Here is a 19,669-nt window from a genome sequence, read left to right on the forward strand (position 1 = left end):
ATGCCTGATACCCACGACTCACCCAGGGAGCCGGTGCCCGTGCGCCGGATCCTGCGGTTGTTCCGGCCCCACTGGCGCACGCTCGCCGTGGTCGGCCTGCTGGTCGGGCTGTCCTCGCTGGTGTCGGTGGCCTCGCCGTTCCTGCTGCGCGAGGTGCTCGACGTCGCCCTCCCGCAACAACGGCTCGGCCTGCTGAGCCTGCTGATCGGCGGCATGATCGCCGTGGCCGTCGCCACGAGCGTGTTCAACGTCCTCCAGACGTACCTGTCCACACGGGTGGGGCAGCACGTCATGCACGGCCTGCGTTCCGCCGTCTACGCGCGGCTGCAGCGGATGTCACTGGCCTTCTTCACCCGGACCCGCACCGGCGAGGTGCAGTCCCGCATCGCCAACGACATCGGCGGCATGCAGTCCACCGTCACTTCCACCGCGACGTCGCTGGTGTCCAACGTCACCACGGTGGTGGCCACGGTCGTCGCCATGCTGGCGCTCGACTGGCGGCTGACCGTGGTGTCGCTGCTGCTGATGCCGCTGTTCGTCTGGATCAGCCGCCGGGTCGGCTCCGAGCGCAAGAAGATCACCGCGCGACGGCAGCAGCAGCTGGCGACGATGTCGTCGAGCGTGCAGGAGTCGCTGTCGGTGAGCGGCATCCTGCTGGGTCGCACCATGGGCCGCTCGGCGTCGCTGACCGACACCTTCGCCGACGAGTCGCAACGGCTCGCCCGCCTGGAGGTCGAGTCGAGCATGGCGGGCCGCTGGCGCATGTCCACGATCCAGATCGTGATGGCCGCGCTGCCCGCGCTGATCTACTGGTCGGCAGGTGTGACGAGTGCCTTCGGCGTGCCGATGATCTCGCTGGGCACGCTCGTCGCCTTCGTCACGCTGCAGCAGACGTTGTTCCGGCCCACCATGTCCCTGCTGCAGACGGGCGTGGAACTGCAGAGCTCACTGGCGCTGTTCCACCGGATCTTCGAGTACCTGGACCTGCCCGTGGACATCACCGAGCCCACGCGGCCGGTGGCACTGAACCCGGTGCGCGGCGAGGTGCGCTTCGACGACGTGTCGTTCTCCTACGACGGCGCCGAGCCGACGCTGGAGCACGTCGACCTCACGGTGCCCGCGGGCGGCAGCCTGGCGATCGTCGGCGAGACCGGCTCGGGCAAGACCACCCTGAGCTACCTCGTTCCGCGGCTCTACGACGTCACCGGTGGGGCGGTGACGATCGACGGCGTCGACGTGCGCGAGCTGAGTTTCGACACGCTCGCGCGGGCGGTGGGCGTGGTGTCGCAGGAGACGTACCTGCTGCACGCGTCGGTGGCGGACAACCTCCGGTTCGCCAAGCCCGACGCCACCGACGACGAGCTGGTGGCGGCAGCCAGGGCCGCGCAGATCCACGAGCACATCGCGGCACTGCCCGACGGCTACGACACGCTCGTCGGCGAGCGTGGCTACCGGTTCTCCGGCGGCGAGAAGCAGCGGCTCGCCATCGCGCGCACGATCCTGCGTGACCCGCCGATCCTGGTGCTGGACGAGGCGACGAGCGCGCTCGACACGCAGACCGAGCTCGCCGTGCAGCAGGCGATCAACGACCTTGCGGCGGGGCGCACGACCATCACCATCGCGCACCGGCTGTCGACCGTGCGCGACGCCGACCAGATCGTGGTGCTGGACAGGGGCCGGGTCGCCGAGGGCGGAACGCACGAGGAACTGCTCGCCGAGGGCGGCCTCTATGCGGCGCTGGTGGACCGCGACGCGAGTCCACTGGCGACGGTGTGATTCAGACGCGCAGCCGTCCGCCGAGCCGCCGGGACAGCTCGGCGGCACCCTCCCGCACCAGCTTCTCCCAGCGGGGCCACAGCTCGTCGGCGTGGCGCGACGTCGGGATGGAGATGCTCATGCCCGCGACCCACTCGCCCTGGGCGTCGACGACCGGCGCGGCGACACACCCGGCGTCCGGATTGGACTCGCTGCGTTCGTGTGCGACGCCGGAGGCCCGCACCTGGGCGATCTGCTCGCGCAGCCGGGTCCGGGAGGTGATGCTGTTCTCCGTCAGCGCCACCAGCTTGTGCCCGCGCAGCCGGCCGGCCAGGTCCTCGGGGTCGAGCCCGGCGAGCAGCACCTTGCCCACGGCGGTGCAGTGCGCGGGCAGCCGCCGCCCCACCTCGGAGATCAGCCGCACCGAGTGGGTGGAGTCGATTTTGGACAGGTACACGACGTCGAGCCCGTCGAGCACGGCGACGTGCACGGTCTCGCGGCACTCGGCGGCCACCTGCCGGGCCACCGCGTCGGCCTCGGCGGCGAACTCGAGCCGCTGCTGGTAGCGGGAGCCGAGCTCCAGCAGCCGAGGACCGAGCCGGAACGTGGTCTCCTCACCGGAGCGCCGGACGAGATACTGCCGTTCGACGAGCGTGGTGAGCAGTTCGTGGGTGGTCGAGCGCGGCAGGCCGAGCCGTTCGGCGATCTCGCCTGCCGACAGCGTGGCCTCGTCGCCGAGGAACAGTTCCAGGATGTCGGCGGCACGAAGGACGGCCGGTACCAGGCGAGCCATCCGTCCAGCCTACCAGAACCCATCCGAAATCCCGGACGCAGCGCGATGGCCAAAGCTCCCCAATGTGGCATTCGTAGCGTTCAACTTCCCCAATGCGGCATTCGTAGCGTTCAGCGCTACCAATGCCGCATTGGGGAACTCGGCTCCGGGGGATCCGGTTACCTGCGGCCGTGCAGTTTCGTGATGAGCTTGCCGACGAGGGCCTCGGTCCTGGGGGTACGGGCGAACGTCGTCAGCGCGATGGGCGCGGTGAAGCGCTGCCTGGCGATGGCCTTGGGGCGGGCGAACTCGCGCAGCCCCTCGGGGCCGTGGATGCGCCCGAAGCCGGAGTCACCGAGCCCGCCGAACGGCAAGGCCGCGATGCCCGCGAACGACAGCGGCGCGTTGATCGCCGTCTGCCCGGTGCGCAGCCTGCGGGCCAGTTCCATCCCGCGCCGCCGGGAGAACACGGTGGAGCCGAGACCGTAGGCGGAGTCGTTGGCCTTCTCGATCGCCTCGTCCATGTCGGCGACCCTGGCGATGGTGACCGTCGGCCCGAACGTCTCCTCGCGCACGGCGGCGGAGTCCTCCGGGACGTCGACGAGCACGGTCGGCTCCACGAAGCGCTCGCCCACGGCGTCCTTGCCACCGACGAGCGCTCGCCCGCCCCGGGCCAGCGCGTCGGTGATGTGCCTGCGCACCACGTCCAGCTGCGACGGCATCGTCATCGGCCCGTAGTCGGCACCGGGATTCACGTCGCGGGCCTTGGCGACGACCTTGGCCACGAACTCGTCGTAGACCCGCTCGTGGACGTAGACGCGTTCGACGCCCGCACAGGTCTGGCCCGCGTTGGAGAACGCGCCCCACACGGTGGCGTCGGCGGCGGCGTCGAGGTCGGCGTCGGCGTCCACCAGCACCGGGTCCTTGCCGCCCGCCTCGATGACCACCGGCGTGAGCGTCTCGGCGGCGGCGGCCATCACCTTGCGTCCGGTGGCCGCGGAGCCGGTGAACGCGATCTTGTCGACCCCGGCGGTGGTCAGCGCGGCGCCGGTGGCGCCGAATCCGGTGACCAGCTGGAGCACGGGCTGCTCGGGGACCGCCTCGGCGAAGGCGTCGACGAGCCACGCCCCGACCGCGGGGGTGTACTCACTGGGCTTGAACACCACGGCGTTGCCCGCCGCCAGCGCGTAGCTGACCGAGCCGAGCGGCGTGTAGACCGGATAGTTCCACGGCCCGATCACGCCGACGACGCCGAGCGGCTGGTACTCGACGGTGGCTGCCTGGTTGGCGAGCAGCAGGCCGGGTGCCCTGCGCTTGCGGCCGAGCACCTTGCGCGCGTTCTTCGCGGCCCAGGCGAGGTGCTCGATGGCGAGCACGATCTCCAGTTGCGCGTCGCCGCGGGGCTTGCCGGTCTCGCGGCTCACCACCTCGCACAGCTCGGGAAGCCTGCGCGCCAGGATGCCCCGCCAGCGGGCGAGCCGCTCCGCGCGGCCGTCGAAGCCGAGGGAGTCCCACCAGGCGGCTGCCTGCCGGGCCCGGCCCACCGCCGCCCGCACCTGGTCGGCGCCGTGCACCGGATAAGTGCCGATCACCTCGTCGGTCGCCGGGTTGAGCGAGTCGAAGGTCTCCGTCGCCGGTCCGGCCGTGGGCGCAGTGGTCATCGTGCCTCCATCAGGTCGGCTCGGGCGCAAGCCTAGGCGGCTTGCTGGCGCCTTGCCAACTACTTCGTCCCTACCGCCAGCATGGCACAGCACGAGGCGGGGAACCCGCACGAGGAACGACGCACCAGCGACGACCCGACGGCCCGAGGAACCCGAGATGATCCACTTCTTCGCCCTTGCCCCGCGCGCCGACGGCGTCTCGCCGCGGGAGTTCCACGATCACTGGCGGCATCCCCACGCCACCCTGGAAAGCCGGGTCCCCACCGTGCGCGGCTACGTGCTCAGCCACCAGACGCACACGAACCTGCTCGGCGACGGCCAGGCCGAGTTCGACGGGGTGACGGAGGTGGCCTTCGACACCGCGCAGGACGCGGCCGGCTTCGGGGAGGAGCCGTACTACCGGCGGCACGTCGAACCGGACGAGCCGAAGTTCGTCGACCTGTCCCGCCTGGAGGTGTTCCAGACGGAGGAGGAGGTGCTCACCCCGCGGATCAGCGAGCAGGACGGCGCCACCCACGCCGACGCCCTGTGGCTGCACCTCGACCGTCCCGTGTCGGCGAAGCTGCTGCAGTTCGTGCGGCGCGACGGCAACCCGCACTGGGCGGGCGAGGAGGACGCCGGGCTGGGCAGGCGGATCGGGGCGTTCCGGCACGTCCGCAACCACCCCTCACGGGCCGTGCACGGCGACGACCCGCCCTTCCTCGGCGCACGGCAACTGTGGTGGCCCACCGTCTCCGCGTTCGAGGCCGGGGTGAACCGCGACCGCGACGCGTTCGAGGGGCTGGTGACGAAGGCGGGCAATGCCGTCGTCCTGCTCGCCGAGTCCGAGCGCTACCTCCGGTAGCCGGCGCTGCCCTTGGTGACGCCCTGCTCCGCGCGTAGGGTGGACAGCCGTCGACCCAGGGGAGAGAACCGATGCAAATCGTCCACTTCGGACATTCCTGTGTGCTGGTGGAGACCGACGGCGCGCGGCTTCTGTTCGACCCCGGTGCGTTCTCCACCGGGTTCGAGACGCAACGCGACCTCGACGCCGTACTGATCACCCACCAGCACTTCGACCACATCGACTCGGAGAAGCTGCCCGCGCTGCTGGAAGCCAACCCGGGCGCACAGCTCGTCACCGACCCGGGCACCGCCGCCACCGTGGAGAAGCTGGGCCTGGCCTCGCGCACCGCGCAGCCCGGTGACGCCTTCGAGATCGGCGGCACGGCGGTGAACGTCGTCGGCGGCCAGCACGCCACGATCCACGCCGACATCCCCGTCGTGCCCAACGTCGGCTTCGTGATCGGCCACGGCGCGTTCTACCACCCCGGCGACTCGTTCTTCGTGCCCGACCAGCGCATCGACGTGCTCGGCCTGCCCACCGGCGCGCCGTGGCTCAAGGCGGGCGAGGCGGTGGACTACCTGCGTGCCGTCGCGCCCCGCATCGCCGTGCCCATCCACGAGGCGGTGCTGGCCAAGCCGGAGCTGCACTACGGGCTGTTCACCAACCTCGCGCCCGACGGCACCGAGGTCAGGGTGCTGCCGCGGGCTGAGCCGGTGCGGCTGTGAGCGACGGGTAGGTGCGTCCGGCCGCGCCCTGCTCCAGCGCCAGGTCCACGGCATCGAGGAACGCCTGCCGCCTGCCCGGCCGCGCCAGGTCGGCGGTGTCGACGCCCAGCCGCACGAGGCCGCCCTTCCGTGCCGCCCGCCCGGCACTGAGCACCAGGGCGAAGCAGCGCACCGTCTCCGTGCGCTGACCCTGGCTGCCGAAGCCCTGCACCCGTGCCCGCCACGTCCGCCCCGTGCGCAGGTCGCGCACCGCCGACAGGTCGGCGCACAGCGAGAAACCGTGGTGCCGCAGCGCCTCCAGCGTGCCCCGCGAGACCCGCCAGCGCGGCGGCGCGAACGCGGTGGTCCGCAGCCCCGCCCTGTCCAGCGACGCCGTGGCCGCGATCAGCCGCAGCCTCGCCTCGTGGGCGGGCAGTGCCGCGAACTCCGCCCGGATCCGGTGGTCGTAGCCGTGCAGCAGCACCGCGTCGCCCTGGCCTGCCCGCTGCCGCAGCCAGGCCAGCGCGCCCGGCGAGCCGTGACCCGTGCTGGGCGTGAACAGCATCGACAGCGGAACCCCTCGCCGGTCGAGCTCGGCGGCCAGGTCGGCGCAACGGTGCAGCGTCCGGGCGCCGATCCCGGACAGCGACACCAGCAGGGACGCTTCCATGCCTCCATGAGGCACTACGGGGATGACCGCGGGTTGACCCCGAGGTGAGTTCCTGGTGAAAGGGCGACGTCGGTGGCGCCTGCCGCTCAGCGGCGGGCGCGCTCCTCGCTCGGCTCGTCCTCACCGACCAGGGCGTTGATGCGCTTCTCCTCGCGCATGGAGCGCAGGCCCGACAGCACGGCGGCGGCGATCAGCGTCACGAGGCCGACGTAGACGACGGCGATGGCGGGCTTCGACGCCCCCAGCACGCGCAGCACCAGCCAGCCGTTGGTGAGGATGGTCAGCGCGCCGGCGGCGATGCCGAGCAGGCGCGGCGGCATGTGGCGGGTCAGCCACGCCCCGATCGGTGCGGCGATCACACCACCGATGAGCAGCCCGGCGACGACCGTCCAGTCCATTCCCTCGTGGGACAGCGCGATGAGGAAGGCCACGCTCGCGGCCACCGTGACGACGAACTCGGCCGCGCCCACCGAGCCGACCACCTTGCGCGGCTCCAGCCTGCCGCTGGACAGCAGTGTCGTGGTGGCCACGGGGCCCCAGCCGCCACCGCCGGTGGAGTCGATGAACCCGGCGATGAACCCGAGCGGACCGAGGAACCGGGCGCCCGGCCGCTTGTCGGTGATCAGCTTGCCGAGCTTGAGGAACGCGAACCGGACCAGCACGTACATCCCGAGCAGGAACAGGATGGTGCTGATCCACACGCTGGCGAAGTCCACGGACAGCGACACCAGCACGAACGCGCCGAGCACGGAACCGACGGCGCCGGGCACGGCGAGGATGCCGACCGTGCGCCAGTCGATGTTGCGGAACTTCCAGTGCGAGAGACCGGACGCCAGCGACGTGCCCGCCTGCGCGAAGTGGGCCGACGCCGAGGCGATGGCCGGGGCGGTGCCGAACGCCACGAGCGCCGTGGTGGAGGTCATGCCGTAGCCCATGCCGAGCGTGCCCGACACGAGCTGGGCCAGGAAACCGGCCAGGCCGAACAGCAGCAAGGAATGCATCCGCGGCCTCAGCTATCGACGTGCCGGCGCTGCACCAGCGCGATCGAGTCACTGCCCATGGGCACGATCCTGACAGACGCCCACAGGGCGGTCCACGTTGTCCCACATCTTGGGTGCTGGAACACAGTCGCGCTACAGGATCGGGGCTGGTCGGTACGCGGCGGCATCGGGGAATCGTTTCACGAGGTCGTCGACGCGCGCGCACACTGCCTCGACCTGCGCGGCCGCCGTCCCGGTGAACGAGAGGCGGTCGGCGAGCAGCGCGTCGAGCGCGGGCCGGTCCAGCGGCAGCCGCTCGTCGGCGGCGAGCCGGTCGACCAGGTCGTTCTCCGACTGTCCCTGCTCGCGCATCGCCAGCGCGACGGCCACGGCATGCTCCTTGATCGCCTCGTGGGCGGTCTCCCTGCCGACCCCGGCGCGCACGGACGCCATGAGCACCTTGGTGGTCGCCAGGAACGGCAGGTAGCGCGCCAGTTCCCTGTCGATCACGGCGGGGAAGGCGCCGAACTCGTCCAGCACCGTCAGGAAGGTCTCCAGCAGCCCGTCGAGCGCGAAGAACGCGTCCGGCAACGCGACCCTGCGCACCACCGAGTCGGACACGTCGCCCTCGTTCCACTGGTCACCGGCCAGCTCGCCGACCATCGACAGGTGCCCGCGCAGCACCACGGCGAGCCCGTTGACCCGCTCGCACGAGCGGGTGTTCATCTTGTGCGGCATCGCCGAGGAACCCACCTGGCCGGGCTGGAAACCTTCGGTGACCAGCTCGTGGCCCGCCATCAGGCGGATCGTCTTCGCCAGGCTCGACGGCGCCGCCGCCACCTGCACGAGCGTGGACAGCACGTCGAAGTCCAGTGAGCGCGGGTACACCTGGCCCACGCTGGTGAACCTGCGGTCGAATCCGAGGTGCGTGGCGACCCGGGACTCCAGCTGCTCCAGCCTGCCGGGCTCGCCCAGCAGGTCCAGCATGTCCTGCGCCGTGCCCACCGGGCCCTTGATGCCGCGCAGCGGGTAGCGGGCGATGAGCTCGTCGAGGCGTTCGAAGGCGACCAGCAGCTCGTCGGCCGCGGTGGCGAACCGCTTGCCCAGCGTCGTGGCCTGCGCGGCGACGTTGTGGGAGCGGCCTGCCAGCACCAGCCCGGCGTGCTCGGCGGCCAGCGACCCCAGCCGTGCCAGCACCGCGACCGCCCGCTGCCGCAGCAGCTCCAGCGAGCGGCGCTGCTGCAGTTGCTCGACGTTCTCGGTGAGGTCGCGCGAGGTCATGCCCTTGTGCACGTGCTCGTGCCCGGCGAGGGCGTTGAACTCCTCGATGCGCGCCTTCACGTCGTGCCGGGTGACGCGCTCGCGGGCGGCGATCGAGGCGAGGTCCACCTCGCCGAGCACCCGCTCGTAGTCGGCGAGGACGCCGCCGGGCACCTCGACCCCGAGCTCGCTCTGCGCCCTGAGCACGGCCAGCCACAGCTCGCGCTCCAGCATGACCTTGCGCTCCGGCGACCACAGCTCGACCAGCTCCGGCGAGGCGTAGCGGCCCGCGAGCACGTTCGGGATACGAGGCTTGTCCGTCACGCCAGCCAGGCTAACCGGCGACGCAGGTCACAGGTGCAGCGCAGGGTCCGTCGGCCACCCCGAGCACTGTCCCGGCTTCAGCCCAGTGCGGCCCTCAGCATGCGCGCCGCGGCGGCCCTCGGGTCGGGGTCCACCTCGATGAGCGCGTTCACCACCGCGCCATCGACCAGCGCGATGAGCTGTTCGAGCCGTCGCGCGTCGATGGCGACGCCCGACCTGGCGAAGATCTCGGTCAGCAGTTCCCTCAGCTCGGCCGCGAGCGTGCGCATGAGTGGCCGCAGATACGGTCGCCGCCCCGTGGCGACGAGGCGTTCGTAGCGCAGCAGCACGGCCTCGTACTCGGCGTCCTCGCCGAGCAGCTGGTCGAGCACCAGCTCCACGAGCGTCTCCGTGCCGCGGTGCTCGGTGCTGAGCCCGGCCAGCTGCGCCCGGCCCCGCGCCAGCTCCGAACGCCCGTAGTGCTCCATCGCCGCGTAGATGAGGTCGTCGAGCGAGTCGAAGTAGTAGGTGGTGGAGGCCAGCGGCAGGCCGGCCCGCTCGGCGACGGCGCGGTGCCGGATGGCGTCGAAGCCGCCCTCGAACAGCAGCTCGGCCGCGGCCGTCACCAGGGCCGCCCGCCTGCGTTCACCTTTCGGCGTGCTCGCTGCTGACGTCATGGCGGGCTAGTTTGCCACTCCCCGTTCTAGAAGCGCCTGGCGAGCGCCACCGCGATGCGATCGAGGTCACCGGCCAGCGGCGCGGACGCCGCGCCGTCCGCCGGGGTGCTCACGACCAGCACGGTGCCGCCGCCCGCGGTGGCGCTGTGGGCGGTGCGGGTGCCCTCCGGCTGGTCCGCCACGCTCGGCACGTCCCTGCCCGGCACGAGCACCGCCGTGATCGTTCCGCCGTCGACCGGGAACCCCGCGGAGCGCGAGCCCGTCGGACACACACGACCGGGCCGCGCCCCGGTCTCGGCGGTGACCGGGAGCTCGCCAGCGAGGGCGGTGGCGAGCTCCCGGTCGACCTTGTCGCACCCGGAGGTGCTGCCGGCCTGCCGGCCGGCCTCCCCGCTCGCCTCGCCGCCCTGCTTCGGCGAGGTCCGCGGGAAGCCTTCCGCGTCCGTGCTCAGGGGACGCTCCTGCGACGGCCCGGGTTGCTCCTGGCCCCTGACGTCGCCGGAGGCCTCGCCCATGGCGGGCGCCTGCGCCTGCGACGCCGACTCGCCCTGCCCGGGGCTGAGCACTGCTCCCAGGATGCCCGCAGTTCCTCCCGCGAGCACGACGACGGCGGCGGCCACTCCCGCGATGGTGTTGCGTCGCCTCGCGGTGGCGCGCCGGGAGGCGGCGGCCACGTCGGCGGCGGTGAACCGGGGCGGCGGCGGCTCGCCCGGCGCGTCCCGGAACAGCTCCTTCAGGTCCCGCTCATCCATGCGTGTCCACCTCCTCACCCAGTACGTCCCGCAGGTTGGCGAGCCCCCGCGCGGTCTGGCTCTTGACGTTGCCCTCGCTGCACCCGAGCACCTTGGCGACGCCGCTGACGTCGAGCCCCTCGAAGTAGCGCAGCACCAGCACCGCGCGCTGCCTCGGCGGCACCCTGCGCAGGCCCGCCAGCAGGTCCTCTCGCGTCGCCACCCGGTCGGCGAGCGGGTCGGCCGACGGTGGCGGCTCGGGCGGGGTGTCGGTGTACCGCTCGCGTCGCCACGGCCGCCGGGACTCGTCGATCGCCGCGCGGACCAGCGTCGTGCGCAGGTAGGCGTCGGTGGCGGCGCGGTCGCGGATCTTGCGCCACCGCCGGTGCAGCGCCACGAACGCCGTCTGCGCCAGGTCGTCGGCCCGGTGCCAGTCGCCGCAGAGCAGGTACGCGGTTCTGCGCACGGAGTCTCGCCTCGCGGCGAAGTACTCCGCGAACTCCTGCTCGTCGCGGTGGTCCACGCGGATGGTTCCCCGGTCGGTTGTGTTGTCGATGACTGGACGGAAGTGGCGGCCTCCACGGTTGCACGCCCGCGCGAGATCGCGCGCGGGCGGACTCCATTGTGAGATCAACTAACGATGTGATGTGATCGGACCGTGACCTTCGCCAGCACTCCGCCGCTCGACTTCCGCTCCGACACCGTCACCCGGCCGGATGAGGAGATGCGCGCGGCCATGGCCAGAGCGGAGGTCGCCGACAACGTCATCGACACCGATCCCACCGTGCGCGCGCTCGAGGAGAGAGCCGCGGACCTGCTCGGCGCCGAGGCGGCCCTGTGGACGCCGAGCGGCACCATGGCCAACCTCATCGCCCTGTCGATCCACCTGCACCGGGGCGACCGCTTCCTGGCCACGCGCGGCGCGCACGTGCTGAACAACGAGCTCGGCTCGGCCGCGTGGCTGGCGGGTGGCATGCCGGAGCCCCTCGACCACGACGGCGGCCCCGGCAGACCCTCTCCGCGCGCGGTGCGTGCCTCGGCGGGCACCCGCACGGGGCCCTACTACGCGCTGCACACCACGCTGCTGTGCCTGGAGAACACCCACAACGCGGCCGGAGGCGCCATCACCCCGCCCGACGAGCACGCCCAGCTGGTCGCGGCCGCACGCGGTGCCGGGCTGACCGTGCACCTCGACGGCGCACGCCTGTGGAACGCGGCGGCCGCGCTGGGCCTGCCACCCGCGGCACTGACCGTCGGTGTCGACACCGTGTCGGCGTGCTTCAGCAAGGGCCTCGGCGCCCCGGTGGGCTCGGTGGTGGCGGGCGGCGAGGAGTTCGTCGAGCAGGCGCGGCGGATGCGGCAGATGCTCGGTGGCGGGGTGCGCCAGGGTGGCGTGCTGGCCGCCGCGGGGCTGCTCGCACTCGACCGCATCGGCGACCTCGCACAGGACCACGCCAACGCGCGAGCGCTGGCCACCGGCCTGCGCGAGCTGGGCTGGGACACCACGGAGCCGCAGACCAACATCGTGCTGGCCCGCGTACCGGACGTGGCGCTGACCCTCGACCAGCTGCGCGGCAGCGGCGTGCTGGCGCTGCCGATGGCCGGGATGGTCCGCTTCGTCACCCACCGCGACGTGACGGCGGCCGATGTCGACGACGCACTGACCCGGATCAAGGAGCTGAACCGGTGACGACCCGCTGGCTGGTGTTCGACTACGGCGAGGTGCTCTGCTCCCGCACGGAGGCGATCCCGAAACTGGCGGCGCGGATGGGCGTGCCCGCCGAGACGTTCGAGCCCGCGTACTGGGCCTGCCGCGACGCCTACGACCGGGGAGCGAGCGACGCGCTGTACTGGCAGGCCGTCGGCGCGACGGTGGGCGTCGACGTGGACACCGTGCTGTCCGACGAGCTGACCCGCCTGGACATCGAGGGCTGGTCGCACGTGGAGCCCTCGACGGTGGAACTGCTGGAGGCGCTGGCCGAGGCAGGCTCGGCGCTGGCGCTGCTGTCCAACGCCCCGGTGTCGTTCGCGCGCTTCGCCGAACGGCAGCCGTGGGCGCGGCACTTCAGGGAGCTGGTGTTCTCCGGCGACCTCGGCATCGCCAAGCCGGACAGCGCGATCTTCGAGGTGCTGCTGGCCCGGCTGGGCGCCGATCCCGCCGACTGCCTGTTCTTCGACGACAAGCAGGCCAATGTGGACGGTGCCCGCGCGGCGGGCCTGCGTGCCCATCGCTGGCTCGGGCCCTACACCGCCGCGGCGGTGTAGGGCCCGACGTTTCAGGCGAGGCCGAGCAGCACGGCGTTGGCGACGGCCAGCACGCCGAGCGTCGTGGCCGGTGAGGCGACGGCGACCGGGTCACGCGCTCGCACGTGCCGGAACACCGTGCCGATCATCATCAGCACGAGCCCGATGGACGCGGCGAGCGCGACCGGGCGGAACCAGAAACCGACGATCAGCCCCGCCGCCGCGGCCAGCTCCAGTGCTCCGATCGCGCGGTTGCCCCGCGCCGAGATGCCCAGGTGCTCGGCATAACCGCGCAACGGCTCCGCACCGGCGAGCCGCGCCCCGCCCGCGCCGACGAACGCCACCGTCAGCAGGAGCGACAACACCCCGATGACGAGCGACATGCGCGGTGGGGCCTAGGAGCGGATCTGCTTGTTGGTCTTGCCGCCCTTGATCGCGCCGTAGGCCGCGGTGCCGAGGAAGACCGCGCCACCGATGAGCGCGATCCAGAACACGGCCTTGACGAGGAACCCGACAACGGAGCCGATCACCATGAACGCGACCCAGGCCAGGAGCAGTGCGCCGACGATCTTCCAGAACATGACCTTTCCTCCGCTGCACTAGGGAAGCCATGCGGCCTCGTGATCCAGGTTGGCACGCGGCGGCACGAAAAAGCTCTCCGCTCGGTCAACGTTCAGGGAAAACTCGGGGTTCCCCCCGACCGGTGTGCGGCTACAGCCAGTCGCCGAGCCTGCGCACGCCCTCGGCGAGCTGACCGGAGTCGCCCGCGAAGGAGAACCGCACGAACCGGCCGCCCTCCACCGGATCGAAGTCGATGCCCGGGGTGATGGCGACGCCGGTGTCGGCCAGCAGCCGCTGGCACCAGCTGAGACTGTCGTCGGTGTGCGCGGAGACGTCCACGTAGGCGTAGAAGGCTCCGTCGACGGGCGCCACCCGGTCGAGGCCGATCTCGGCAAGACCCTTGAGCAGCAGGTCCCGGTTGGCGCGGTAGTGCGCGACGTGCCCGTCGAGCTCGGCGTAGGACTCCGGCGTGAACGCGGCGACGGCCGCCTGCTGGGCCAGCGCGGGAGGGCAGATGTTGAAGTTGCCGGTGAGCACGTCCACGGCGCGGTGCAGCCGCTGCGGCACGAGCATCCAGCCGAGCCGCCAGCCGGTCATGGCGAAGTACTTGGAGAACGAGCCGAGCACCAGCGCCTCGGTGGAGGTCTGCCAGGCGCAGCCGAGCTCGGCCTCGTAGGAGATGCCGTGGTAGATCTCGTCGCTGACCAGCTGCACGCCGCGGGAGGAGCACCAGCCCGCGATGGCCGCCAGCTCCCCGGGCGGCAGCACGGTGCCGGTGGGGTTGCTGGGGCTGGCCACGATCAGCCCCTGGATCGGACCCAGCTCGTCGAGCAGGTCGGTGGTCGGCTGGAAGCGGGTGCTCTCGTCGGTGGCGAACTCGACCACCTCGCAGCCGAGCGCGGCGAGCAGGTTGCGGTAGGCGGGGTAGCCGGGCCGCGCCATCGCGACCCGGTCGCCCGCCTCGAACGCCGAGAGGAACGACAGCAGGAACCCGCCCGACGAGCCCGTCGTGACGATGACGTCCTGCGGGCCGACCTCCAGCCCGTAGCCGCGTTCGTAGTGCGCGGCGATGGCCTCCCGCAGTTCCGGGATGCCGAGCTGCACGGTGTAGCCGAGGTCGCCGCGCAGCGCCCGCTCCGCCGCGGCGAGCACCGGCTGCGGTGCGCCCGCGGTGGGCTGGCCCGCGCAGAGCGCGATCACGTCGCCGTGCGTGCGCTGGCGGGCCTGCGCCGCCGAGAGCACCTCCATGACGTGGAACGGCGCCACGTCCGCGCGCTGGGCCGGGCCGGGAAACGGCGCGAAGTCCACCATGCGGCCACGGTAGCGTGCCGAGCCCCCCGCTCAGCGGCGTGCGGTCGCTCGGCGCGCTAGTAGCCCTGGTAGCCGCCGCCCGACGCCATCGAGGCCAGACCGGGGTGCCCTTCGAAGCCGCCGTAGCGGTCGAAGGTGTAGCGGACACCGGCGATGATGTTGTCCACCGGGTTGTAGATGTCGCCGTGCCCTGGCAGCTTGTAGGCGTCGAAGGTCGGGTCGATGCACTGCATCAGCCCCTTCGACGGGGTGCCCTTCGCGGCGTTGCTGTCCCAGAGGTTGATGGCGTGCGGGTCGCCGCCGGACTCCTTCTCGATGATCGTCCAGATCTCGTCGATGTTCTCCTCGGTCACCGGGATGCCGTTGGCCTGGAGAATCTTGATGGCCTCCCGGATCCACTGGTCGACGTTGCCGGGAGGAGGGCCGCTCGACGGCGGGCCGCCGCTCGCGCCGAGTCCGCCCGCGGAACCGCCACCGCCGCCGGCACCGCCGCCCCCTCCGGAGCCTCCCCCGCCGCTGTAGTCGCCGCCGCCGCTGATGCCGCCGGTGGAGGCCATCTGCGACCCACCCGAGCCCGGCGGCGGCACGCTGGAGAAGCCGCCGTCGATCTCGGTCTTCATCAGCCGCTGCGCGCGCTTGATCGCGTCGTTGGACTGCCGCAGCAGCGCGTCGATGCGCTCGGCCGCGTCCTGGGCGGTCCGGGAGTTGGCGCGGCCTGCCCTATCGATGATCTCCTCCGCGGTGGGTGACGGCGGAGTGTCCCGCGCGCCGCTGGTGAACTGCTCCATCGCGGTGCGCGCGGCCTGCGCCTCGGTCTCGGCCTGCTCGTTGCGGTCGTCGATGGCCCTGCGGGCGTCGGCCTTGGTGCTCTGGATCTGCCGTTTGAGGTCGGACAGGGTCTGCTGCAGCGACGTCAGCTCACGGGCGGCCTCGTCGAGCCTGTCGCGCACGCGGTCGCCGGCCGCCGCGACCTTGGCGACGTAGTCGAAGAAGGCGTCGGCGGCCGGGCCCGCCCACACGCCGCCGTCCTGCAGCGGCGCGGCCGCGTTCTTCAGACCCGACGTGTGGTCGCCCGCGTTGCGGGACGCCTCGTCGAACTGCCGCGCCACCGCCTGGATCTCGCCGGGGTTGACCTTCTCGACCTTCGCGGCCCTCGACTCGACCTGCGACCACTCGGCAGGTAGGCCCGCGCCGGTCACGACCCCTCCCGCAGCGTGAGGTTGTCGGCGGCCACGTGGTCGGCCTCGGTCATCGCGGCCACGGCGTCGCGCAGCGCGGTGCTCGCGGCCGACATGAGGCCCGCGGCGGTCTCGAACTCGCCCTGCATTCCGCTGGTGAACGAGCCGAGCGCGCCGTCCACCCGGTCGGGGTCGTGCTCGTCCTCGACCTCTCCGAACGGGCTTTCGCCCTCGACGCCCTTCAGCTTCGCCTTCGCTGCCCGGAAGTCCTCGGCGAGCTTGTCGACCTTGCCCGCGGTGAGGAGCATCGAGTCTGCGTCGTAGACGGGCACAGCTGTGTCCTCCCCTTCACACCCCATGTCATCCGCCGGTTCGACGCGGCCATCCCCTCGGCGGTTCCGCGCCAACTGTACGACCGCGCTGGGCGGCTCACACCTCGTCCAGCAACTCCCACACCCGCTGCGCCAGCAGGGTGTTGTCGGCGGGGGCGACCGTGGCCCAGGGGCGGCCGTCGGCGCCGGGGCGCACCTCGAACAGGTAGCGGCCCGCGTCGGTGTCGTGGAAGGCGACGACCCGGCCCGCCCGCCGGACGCGACCGTCGCGGCCCGCCCGCTGCGCGCCGAACTGGCCGCGGGTGGCCATGCCGATGAGCATCCCCGCGAGTTCCTGTGCCTGCCACAGCTCGACGCCGCGATCCTCGAGGGCGGTGACGAGCGCCTTCGCGTCACCGCGGGCCTCGGCGTCGGCGGCGACGAGCACGTCGTGGGGCACGCTCACCGAGCGCCCGACCCCGGGCGCCCGGTCCCCGGCGACGGACACGGCCGTCTCGGCCAGTGAGGAGTCCCGTGCCGGGATCAGCCACACCTCGTCGCCGTCGACGACGCCGAGCAGGGCCTGGCCGCCGACGCTCGCGGCGAGCCCGGAGATCCGCCGGTCGGCCCAGATCCACAGGTCCACGCTGACCTTGGGGTGCGCGAACAGGTTCAGCAGGTCGACGACGTCGGCCGAAGCCTGCCTCCCCCTGGCCAGCCGCCGCCGTGCGAGCGAGTCCCATGCCTGCTCCACCAGCCGCGCCCGCTCGGTGCGGGTGACGCCGGGGCTGGCAACGTCGAGGGTCACGTGCCGCTCGGGCAGCCGCTCGGCTTCCCAGAGCATGTCGAATTCGAGGGTGGACAGCACGATGCTGCCGCCTCCACCGGCAGCCGTCACCGGCGCCCGTCCGTGTCGTCGTCGCCGATGACGTCCGGGCTGACCATGCGCTGGTCGGTGAACAGGTCGCTGTCCTCGACGCCGAACCGGCGCACGTGCCCGAGCTCGTCCTCCTCCGGCCCGGACGCCTTCTCCAGGTAGCCGCCGCGCCGGGGCTCGGAGCCGGGGGCAAGGCGCTGTGAGTTGCGCTGGGCGCGGGCCTCCTCCTCCGGCAGGTCGCCCATCGCCAGCTGGTGCGGCGAGCGGGCGGCGCCGGGAGCGCTGCGCCCGACACCGCGGCCCCGGCGTTCACCGTCGCCGCTCAGCGCGCCCGCGACACCGCCCGCGCCGATCGCGGCCGCGCCGGCGCCGAGGTCGTTGAACGAGGCACCCGCCCTGGGCGGGGCGCCGAAGCCGCCGCCACCCGCGCTGCCGGTGACCGGGGACGCCGGTTGCGGCCCGGCGCCGACGGACTTGCCCCGGGCGAGTTGCTGGTCGTCGGAGGCCGCTCCGCCGCCGGGCGCGGCGGGCTTGCCGCCCACGAGCCCGGCCGCGGGCGGCGGAGTGGCGCCGGGGACTCCGGGGGTTCCCGGCGTACCCGGGGTGGCGCCCTGGACGGCACCGGGCACCCCGCCGCCGAGCTTGCCGGGCACACCCGCGCCGGGGACGGGTGCCTTGCCGGAGCCGACGGCGCCGCCCGAGGGGCGCTCCGCCGGGCCCGCACCGGGAGTGCCGGGAAGGCCGCCGGTGCCTGGCGTGCCTGACGTGCCAGGTGCTCCGGGCACGGCCGGGGTGGCGGTGCCTCCCGTGCCGGGCGAGGGGTGCGTGCCGGACGAGGGCTGCTGCGCCTGCCTGCTCACGCCCGCGACGCCGGTGACCCCGCCTGCCGAGGCGGCCGGGGTGGTGGGCGCGCTGCTGGGCGCCGCCGGCTGCGCGGGGGTGGCGGCGGGGCGTGCGGTGCCGGTGGTTCTGGCCGGTGGCTGCTGGGCGGGCAGGCCAAGGGCCGGGGTGGCCGCGTGGTAGCTCACGCCCGCGGCGGGCGCGGCCTGCGGCCTGGCGGGCGGGGCCTGCCCGGGCGCCGGGGCGCTCGCCGGCGCGTCCGTGGCACCAGCGGTGGTGGTGACGTCGCCGGGACCTCCGCCCGCGTCGACCGAGCCGGGCAGCCGCGGCCCGGTGTCGGCGTGGACGGCCTGCGGTGAGGCCAGCTCCTGCAAGCCCTGCAGGTTCTCGCCGCTGTCCCTGGCGTAGTCGTCGAGTGCCTCGACCGCCTGCTGGCGGGCCTCCCGCGCGGCCTGGACCCTGCGGGTGTTGTCGGTCTCGAAGCCGAGCAGGCTCGCCATGGAGTCCCACAGCCCGTAGCCGCCGGCGCCCTCCCGCAGGGTCTGCGCGTCCGGCAGCTTGTGCAGGGTGCGGTTGAACGCCTCGCCCTGCGCGAAGATGCGCTCGGCGGAGTCGTTGACCTTCTCGGTGGCCTCGCCGGAGAAGTCCGCCTGCCCGGAGAACACCGCACGGGCGGCCTCGGCCGCGTCGCCGTGCCATCGCACGCCGAGCTTGCCGAGTTCGGTTCTCAGCGTCCGCTCGGTCTCGGTGAGGGCCTGCCCCACGGCCTTCAGCGCGTCCACCGCCGCGCTGATGCCCGCGGGGCCGGGCCCGGAGCGGAACCGGTCGATCTCGTCGGCGAGCATGTTGTCGGTGTAGCCGGTGAACCGGTGCTCGCTGATCCGCTCGGCGAGGGCGGGAATGTCGACGTTGTCCATGCCGGGTCCTTACCTCGTGGCCTGAAGGTTCTGCACCGCGAGCGTCGCCACCCGCGTGGCCAGGTCGCACATCTGGCGCTGGGTGAACGCGCTCGGGTCGAGCGGGTACATCTGGGTGCGCAGGGTGTGTCCCTCGGCGACGCCGACCAGCGTCTCGCAGTCGCTCGCCGCACCGTCCCTGGCGTGCGTGACCAGCGCCGGGAAGCCGAGCACGTCGATGCTGTCGCTGGTCATGACGTCCTTGTGCCGGTCACCGTCGATCCACTCCCGCAGGTCGGCGGGCACGGCCTCCACGTAGAAGCTGTGGTAGGGCGGCGTGCGGTCGGCGTCGAGCGAGCAGGTGGGTCCGTCCCTGCCCTCGTCGGTGGTGCGCGGCACGCTGTTGACCTTCAGCTCGTCGAGCTGGGCTCCGGTGAACAGGGTGCAGGGGTCGACGCCCTCCAGCGAGAGCTCCGCGGGTCGGCGCTGCGGCTCGCTGGGCCGGGCCCGGTCTCCGGATGCTGGGCTGGGGGTGCCGCCCTCGGTGCTCGTGCAGCCGGTCAGCAGGACCGCGGCGCAGCCGAGCAGCGCGAGGCTACGCCTCGTGGACACGCCGGTCACCGAAGGCCTCGGCCTTCTCCTGCTCGCTGAGCTGGTACCGCTTGCTCGCCTCGCGCAGCTGCCCGGCGAGGTCGCGCAGGCCCTGCACGTACGCGCGGACCCTGCGCTCGTAGGAGCCCTCGCCGCCCGCGACGACCTGGTTCCACGCCTGGACGGCATGGGTGGAGACGGTGTCCTCGGAGGGCGGCTGGATGCGCAACGCACCGAGGTGCTCGGCGAGCTTGCGCTGCAGCTCCTCGGCCTGGTCCTCGATGATGCTGGCGACGTCGAGGACCTTGTCCGGCGCGATCTCGATGTCCCTGGCCGCGGGGACGGCGGGCACGCTGGACGCGAGCGCGGACACGCCGGCACCGCCGCGGAACACGGAACCCAGGTCGAACGACGTCGGCTCGGCCTGCTCGGTGTTGCCTGCCATGCGCGCACCCCCTGCTACGGCCGGTAGCTGACTCATCTCCGAGCGCAGGCTACCAAGGCGACTGTGACGGCGACCT

The 19,669-nt window shown here is 72.8% G+C and carries 22 protein-coding genes; 5 read left to right on the forward strand and 17 right to left on the reverse strand.

The genetic code is table 11. The annotated features are described in order from the left end of the window. Window positions 1–1,776: an ABC transporter ATP-binding protein gene (locus BAY60_RS04275; RefSeq protein ID WP_112279491.1), complete on the forward strand. Its 1,776-nt coding sequence runs from the start codon at window positions 1–3 to the stop codon at window positions 1,774–1,776. Window position 1,777: 1 nt separating this feature from the next. Here BAY60_RS04275 and BAY60_RS04280 read toward each other — a convergent pair whose 3' ends face one another. Together BAY60_RS04280 and BAY60_RS04285 are read right to left on the reverse strand one after the other, a co-directional pair. Next, window positions 1,778–2,548 carry an IclR family transcriptional regulator gene (locus tag BAY60_RS04280; protein ID WP_112279492.1) on the reverse strand — a complete coding sequence of 257 codons (771 nt, stop codon included), beginning with the start codon at window positions 2,546–2,548 and terminating at the stop codon, window positions 1,778–1,780. A gap of 158 nt (window positions 2,549–2,706) precedes the next feature. Further along, complete coding sequence (locus BAY60_RS04285; protein ID WP_112279493.1) at window positions 2,707–4,188, reverse strand: aldehyde dehydrogenase family protein; 1,482 nt, start codon at window positions 4,186–4,188, stop codon at window positions 2,707–2,709. A gap of 157 nt (window positions 4,189–4,345) precedes the next feature. Between BAY60_RS04285 and BAY60_RS04290 the strand changes: the two genes are divergently transcribed. Together BAY60_RS04290 and BAY60_RS04295 are read left to right on the forward strand one after the other, a co-directional pair. Beyond that, complete coding sequence (locus BAY60_RS04290; RefSeq protein ID WP_112279494.1) at window positions 4,346–5,032, forward strand: EthD domain-containing protein; 687 nt, start codon at window positions 4,346–4,348, stop codon at window positions 5,030–5,032. 71 nt (window positions 5,033–5,103) lie between these two features. After that, window positions 5,104–5,739 (forward strand): MBL fold metallo-hydrolase, encoded by a 636-nt coding sequence (locus tag BAY60_RS04295; RefSeq protein WP_112279495.1) that lies wholly within the window; start codon window positions 5,104–5,106, stop codon window positions 5,737–5,739. On the opposite strand, the gene BAY60_RS04300 is transcribed toward BAY60_RS04295, so the two are convergent. The 6 genes from BAY60_RS04300 to BAY60_RS04325 form a co-directional block, all read right to left on the reverse strand. Beyond that, window positions 5,702–6,388 (reverse strand): DUF2334 domain-containing protein, encoded by a 687-nt coding sequence (locus tag BAY60_RS04300; protein WP_211330179.1) that lies wholly within the window; start codon window positions 6,386–6,388, stop codon window positions 5,702–5,704. The two genes, BAY60_RS04295 and BAY60_RS04300, sit on opposite strands and share 38 nt — an antisense overlap. A gap of 86 nt (window positions 6,389–6,474) precedes the next feature. Beyond that, window positions 6,475–7,389 (reverse strand): sulfite exporter TauE/SafE family protein, encoded by a 915-nt coding sequence (locus BAY60_RS04305; RefSeq protein ID WP_112279496.1) that lies wholly within the window; start codon window positions 7,387–7,389, stop codon window positions 6,475–6,477. Window positions 7,390–7,521: 132 nt separating this feature from the next. Further along, complete coding sequence (purB, locus tag BAY60_RS04310; protein ID WP_112279497.1) at window positions 7,522–8,952, reverse strand: adenylosuccinate lyase; 1,431 nt, start codon at window positions 8,950–8,952, stop codon at window positions 7,522–7,524. 77 nt (window positions 8,953–9,029) lie between these two features. Then, window positions 9,030–9,608 (reverse strand): TetR/AcrR family transcriptional regulator, encoded by a 579-nt coding sequence (locus BAY60_RS04315; RefSeq protein WP_112279498.1) that lies wholly within the window; start codon window positions 9,606–9,608, stop codon window positions 9,030–9,032. A gap of 26 nt (window positions 9,609–9,634) precedes the next feature. Then, window positions 9,635–10,360 (reverse strand): hypothetical protein, encoded by a 726-nt coding sequence (locus tag BAY60_RS04320; protein ID WP_112279499.1) that lies wholly within the window; start codon window positions 10,358–10,360, stop codon window positions 9,635–9,637. After that, window positions 10,353–10,862 (reverse strand): SigE family RNA polymerase sigma factor, encoded by a 510-nt coding sequence (locus BAY60_RS04325; protein WP_112279500.1) that lies wholly within the window; start codon window positions 10,860–10,862, stop codon window positions 10,353–10,355. The genes BAY60_RS04320 and BAY60_RS04325 overlap by 8 nt, the downstream gene beginning before the upstream one ends. A gap of 135 nt (window positions 10,863–10,997) precedes the next feature. On the opposite strand from BAY60_RS04325, the gene BAY60_RS04330 reads away from it, so the two are divergent. Together BAY60_RS04330 and BAY60_RS04335 are read left to right on the forward strand one after the other, a co-directional pair. Next, the gene (locus BAY60_RS04330) at window positions 10,998–12,029 is read left to right on the forward strand and encodes a threonine aldolase family protein (RefSeq protein ID WP_112279501.1); all 1,032 of its coding nucleotides are present in this window, start codon (window positions 10,998–11,000) and stop codon (window positions 12,027–12,029) included. Then, window positions 12,026–12,604 (forward strand): HAD family hydrolase, encoded by a 579-nt coding sequence (locus tag BAY60_RS04335; RefSeq protein ID WP_245992316.1) that lies wholly within the window; start codon window positions 12,026–12,028, stop codon window positions 12,602–12,604. The genes BAY60_RS04330 and BAY60_RS04335 overlap by 4 nt, the downstream gene beginning before the upstream one ends. A gap of 11 nt (window positions 12,605–12,615) precedes the next feature. Here the strand turns inward: BAY60_RS04335 and BAY60_RS04340 are convergent, their stop codons facing one another. From BAY60_RS04340 to BAY60_RS04380, 9 genes are all read right to left on the reverse strand, one after another. Further along, window positions 12,616–12,966 (reverse strand): DoxX family protein, encoded by a 351-nt coding sequence (locus tag BAY60_RS04340; RefSeq protein WP_112279502.1) that lies wholly within the window; start codon window positions 12,964–12,966, stop codon window positions 12,616–12,618. Window positions 12,967–12,978: 12 nt separating this feature from the next. Beyond that, window positions 12,979–13,164, reverse strand: coding sequence for a hypothetical protein (locus BAY60_RS04345; RefSeq protein WP_112279503.1), 186 nt, complete (start codon window positions 13,162–13,164; stop codon window positions 12,979–12,981). 130 nt (window positions 13,165–13,294) lie between these two features. Beyond that, entirely contained in the window at window positions 13,295–14,455 is a 1,161-nt protein-coding gene (locus BAY60_RS04350; protein ID WP_112279504.1) for a pyridoxal phosphate-dependent aminotransferase, read from the reverse strand. A gap of 56 nt (window positions 14,456–14,511) precedes the next feature. Then, complete coding sequence (locus BAY60_RS04355; RefSeq protein WP_112279505.1) at window positions 14,512–15,654, reverse strand: transglycosylase SLT domain-containing protein; 1,143 nt, start codon at window positions 15,652–15,654, stop codon at window positions 14,512–14,514. Beyond that, window positions 15,651–15,965, reverse strand: coding sequence for a hypothetical protein (locus tag BAY60_RS04360; protein ID WP_112279506.1), 315 nt, complete (start codon window positions 15,963–15,965; stop codon window positions 15,651–15,653). The genes BAY60_RS04355 and BAY60_RS04360 overlap by 4 nt, the downstream gene beginning before the upstream one ends. Before the next feature lie 97 nt (window positions 15,966–16,062). Further along, window positions 16,063–16,842, reverse strand: a complete 780-nt coding sequence (locus BAY60_RS04365) for an ESX secretion-associated protein EspG (RefSeq protein ID WP_281272706.1) — start codon at window positions 16,840–16,842, stop codon at window positions 16,063–16,065. Continuing rightward, window positions 16,839–18,578: a PPE domain-containing protein gene (locus BAY60_RS04370; protein ID WP_112279507.1), complete on the reverse strand. Its 1,740-nt coding sequence runs from the start codon at window positions 18,576–18,578 to the stop codon at window positions 16,839–16,841. The genes BAY60_RS04365 and BAY60_RS04370 overlap by 4 nt, the downstream gene beginning before the upstream one ends. 9 nt (window positions 18,579–18,587) lie before the next feature. Beyond that, a complete protein-coding gene (locus BAY60_RS04375; protein ID WP_245992317.1) occupies window positions 18,588–19,169 on the reverse strand; it encodes a DUF3558 domain-containing protein in 582 nt (193 codons plus the stop codon). Next, window positions 19,153–19,593 (reverse strand): hypothetical protein, encoded by a 441-nt coding sequence (locus BAY60_RS04380; protein WP_112279508.1) that lies wholly within the window; start codon window positions 19,591–19,593, stop codon window positions 19,153–19,155. Before BAY60_RS04380 ends, BAY60_RS04375 begins: the two co-directional genes overlap by 17 nt. Between the last annotated feature and the right edge of the window lie 76 nt (window positions 19,594–19,669).

The organism is Prauserella muralis (assembly GCF_003202285.1).
Lineage (GTDB): Bacteria > Actinomycetota > Actinomycetes > Mycobacteriales > Pseudonocardiaceae > Prauserella_B > Prauserella_B muralis.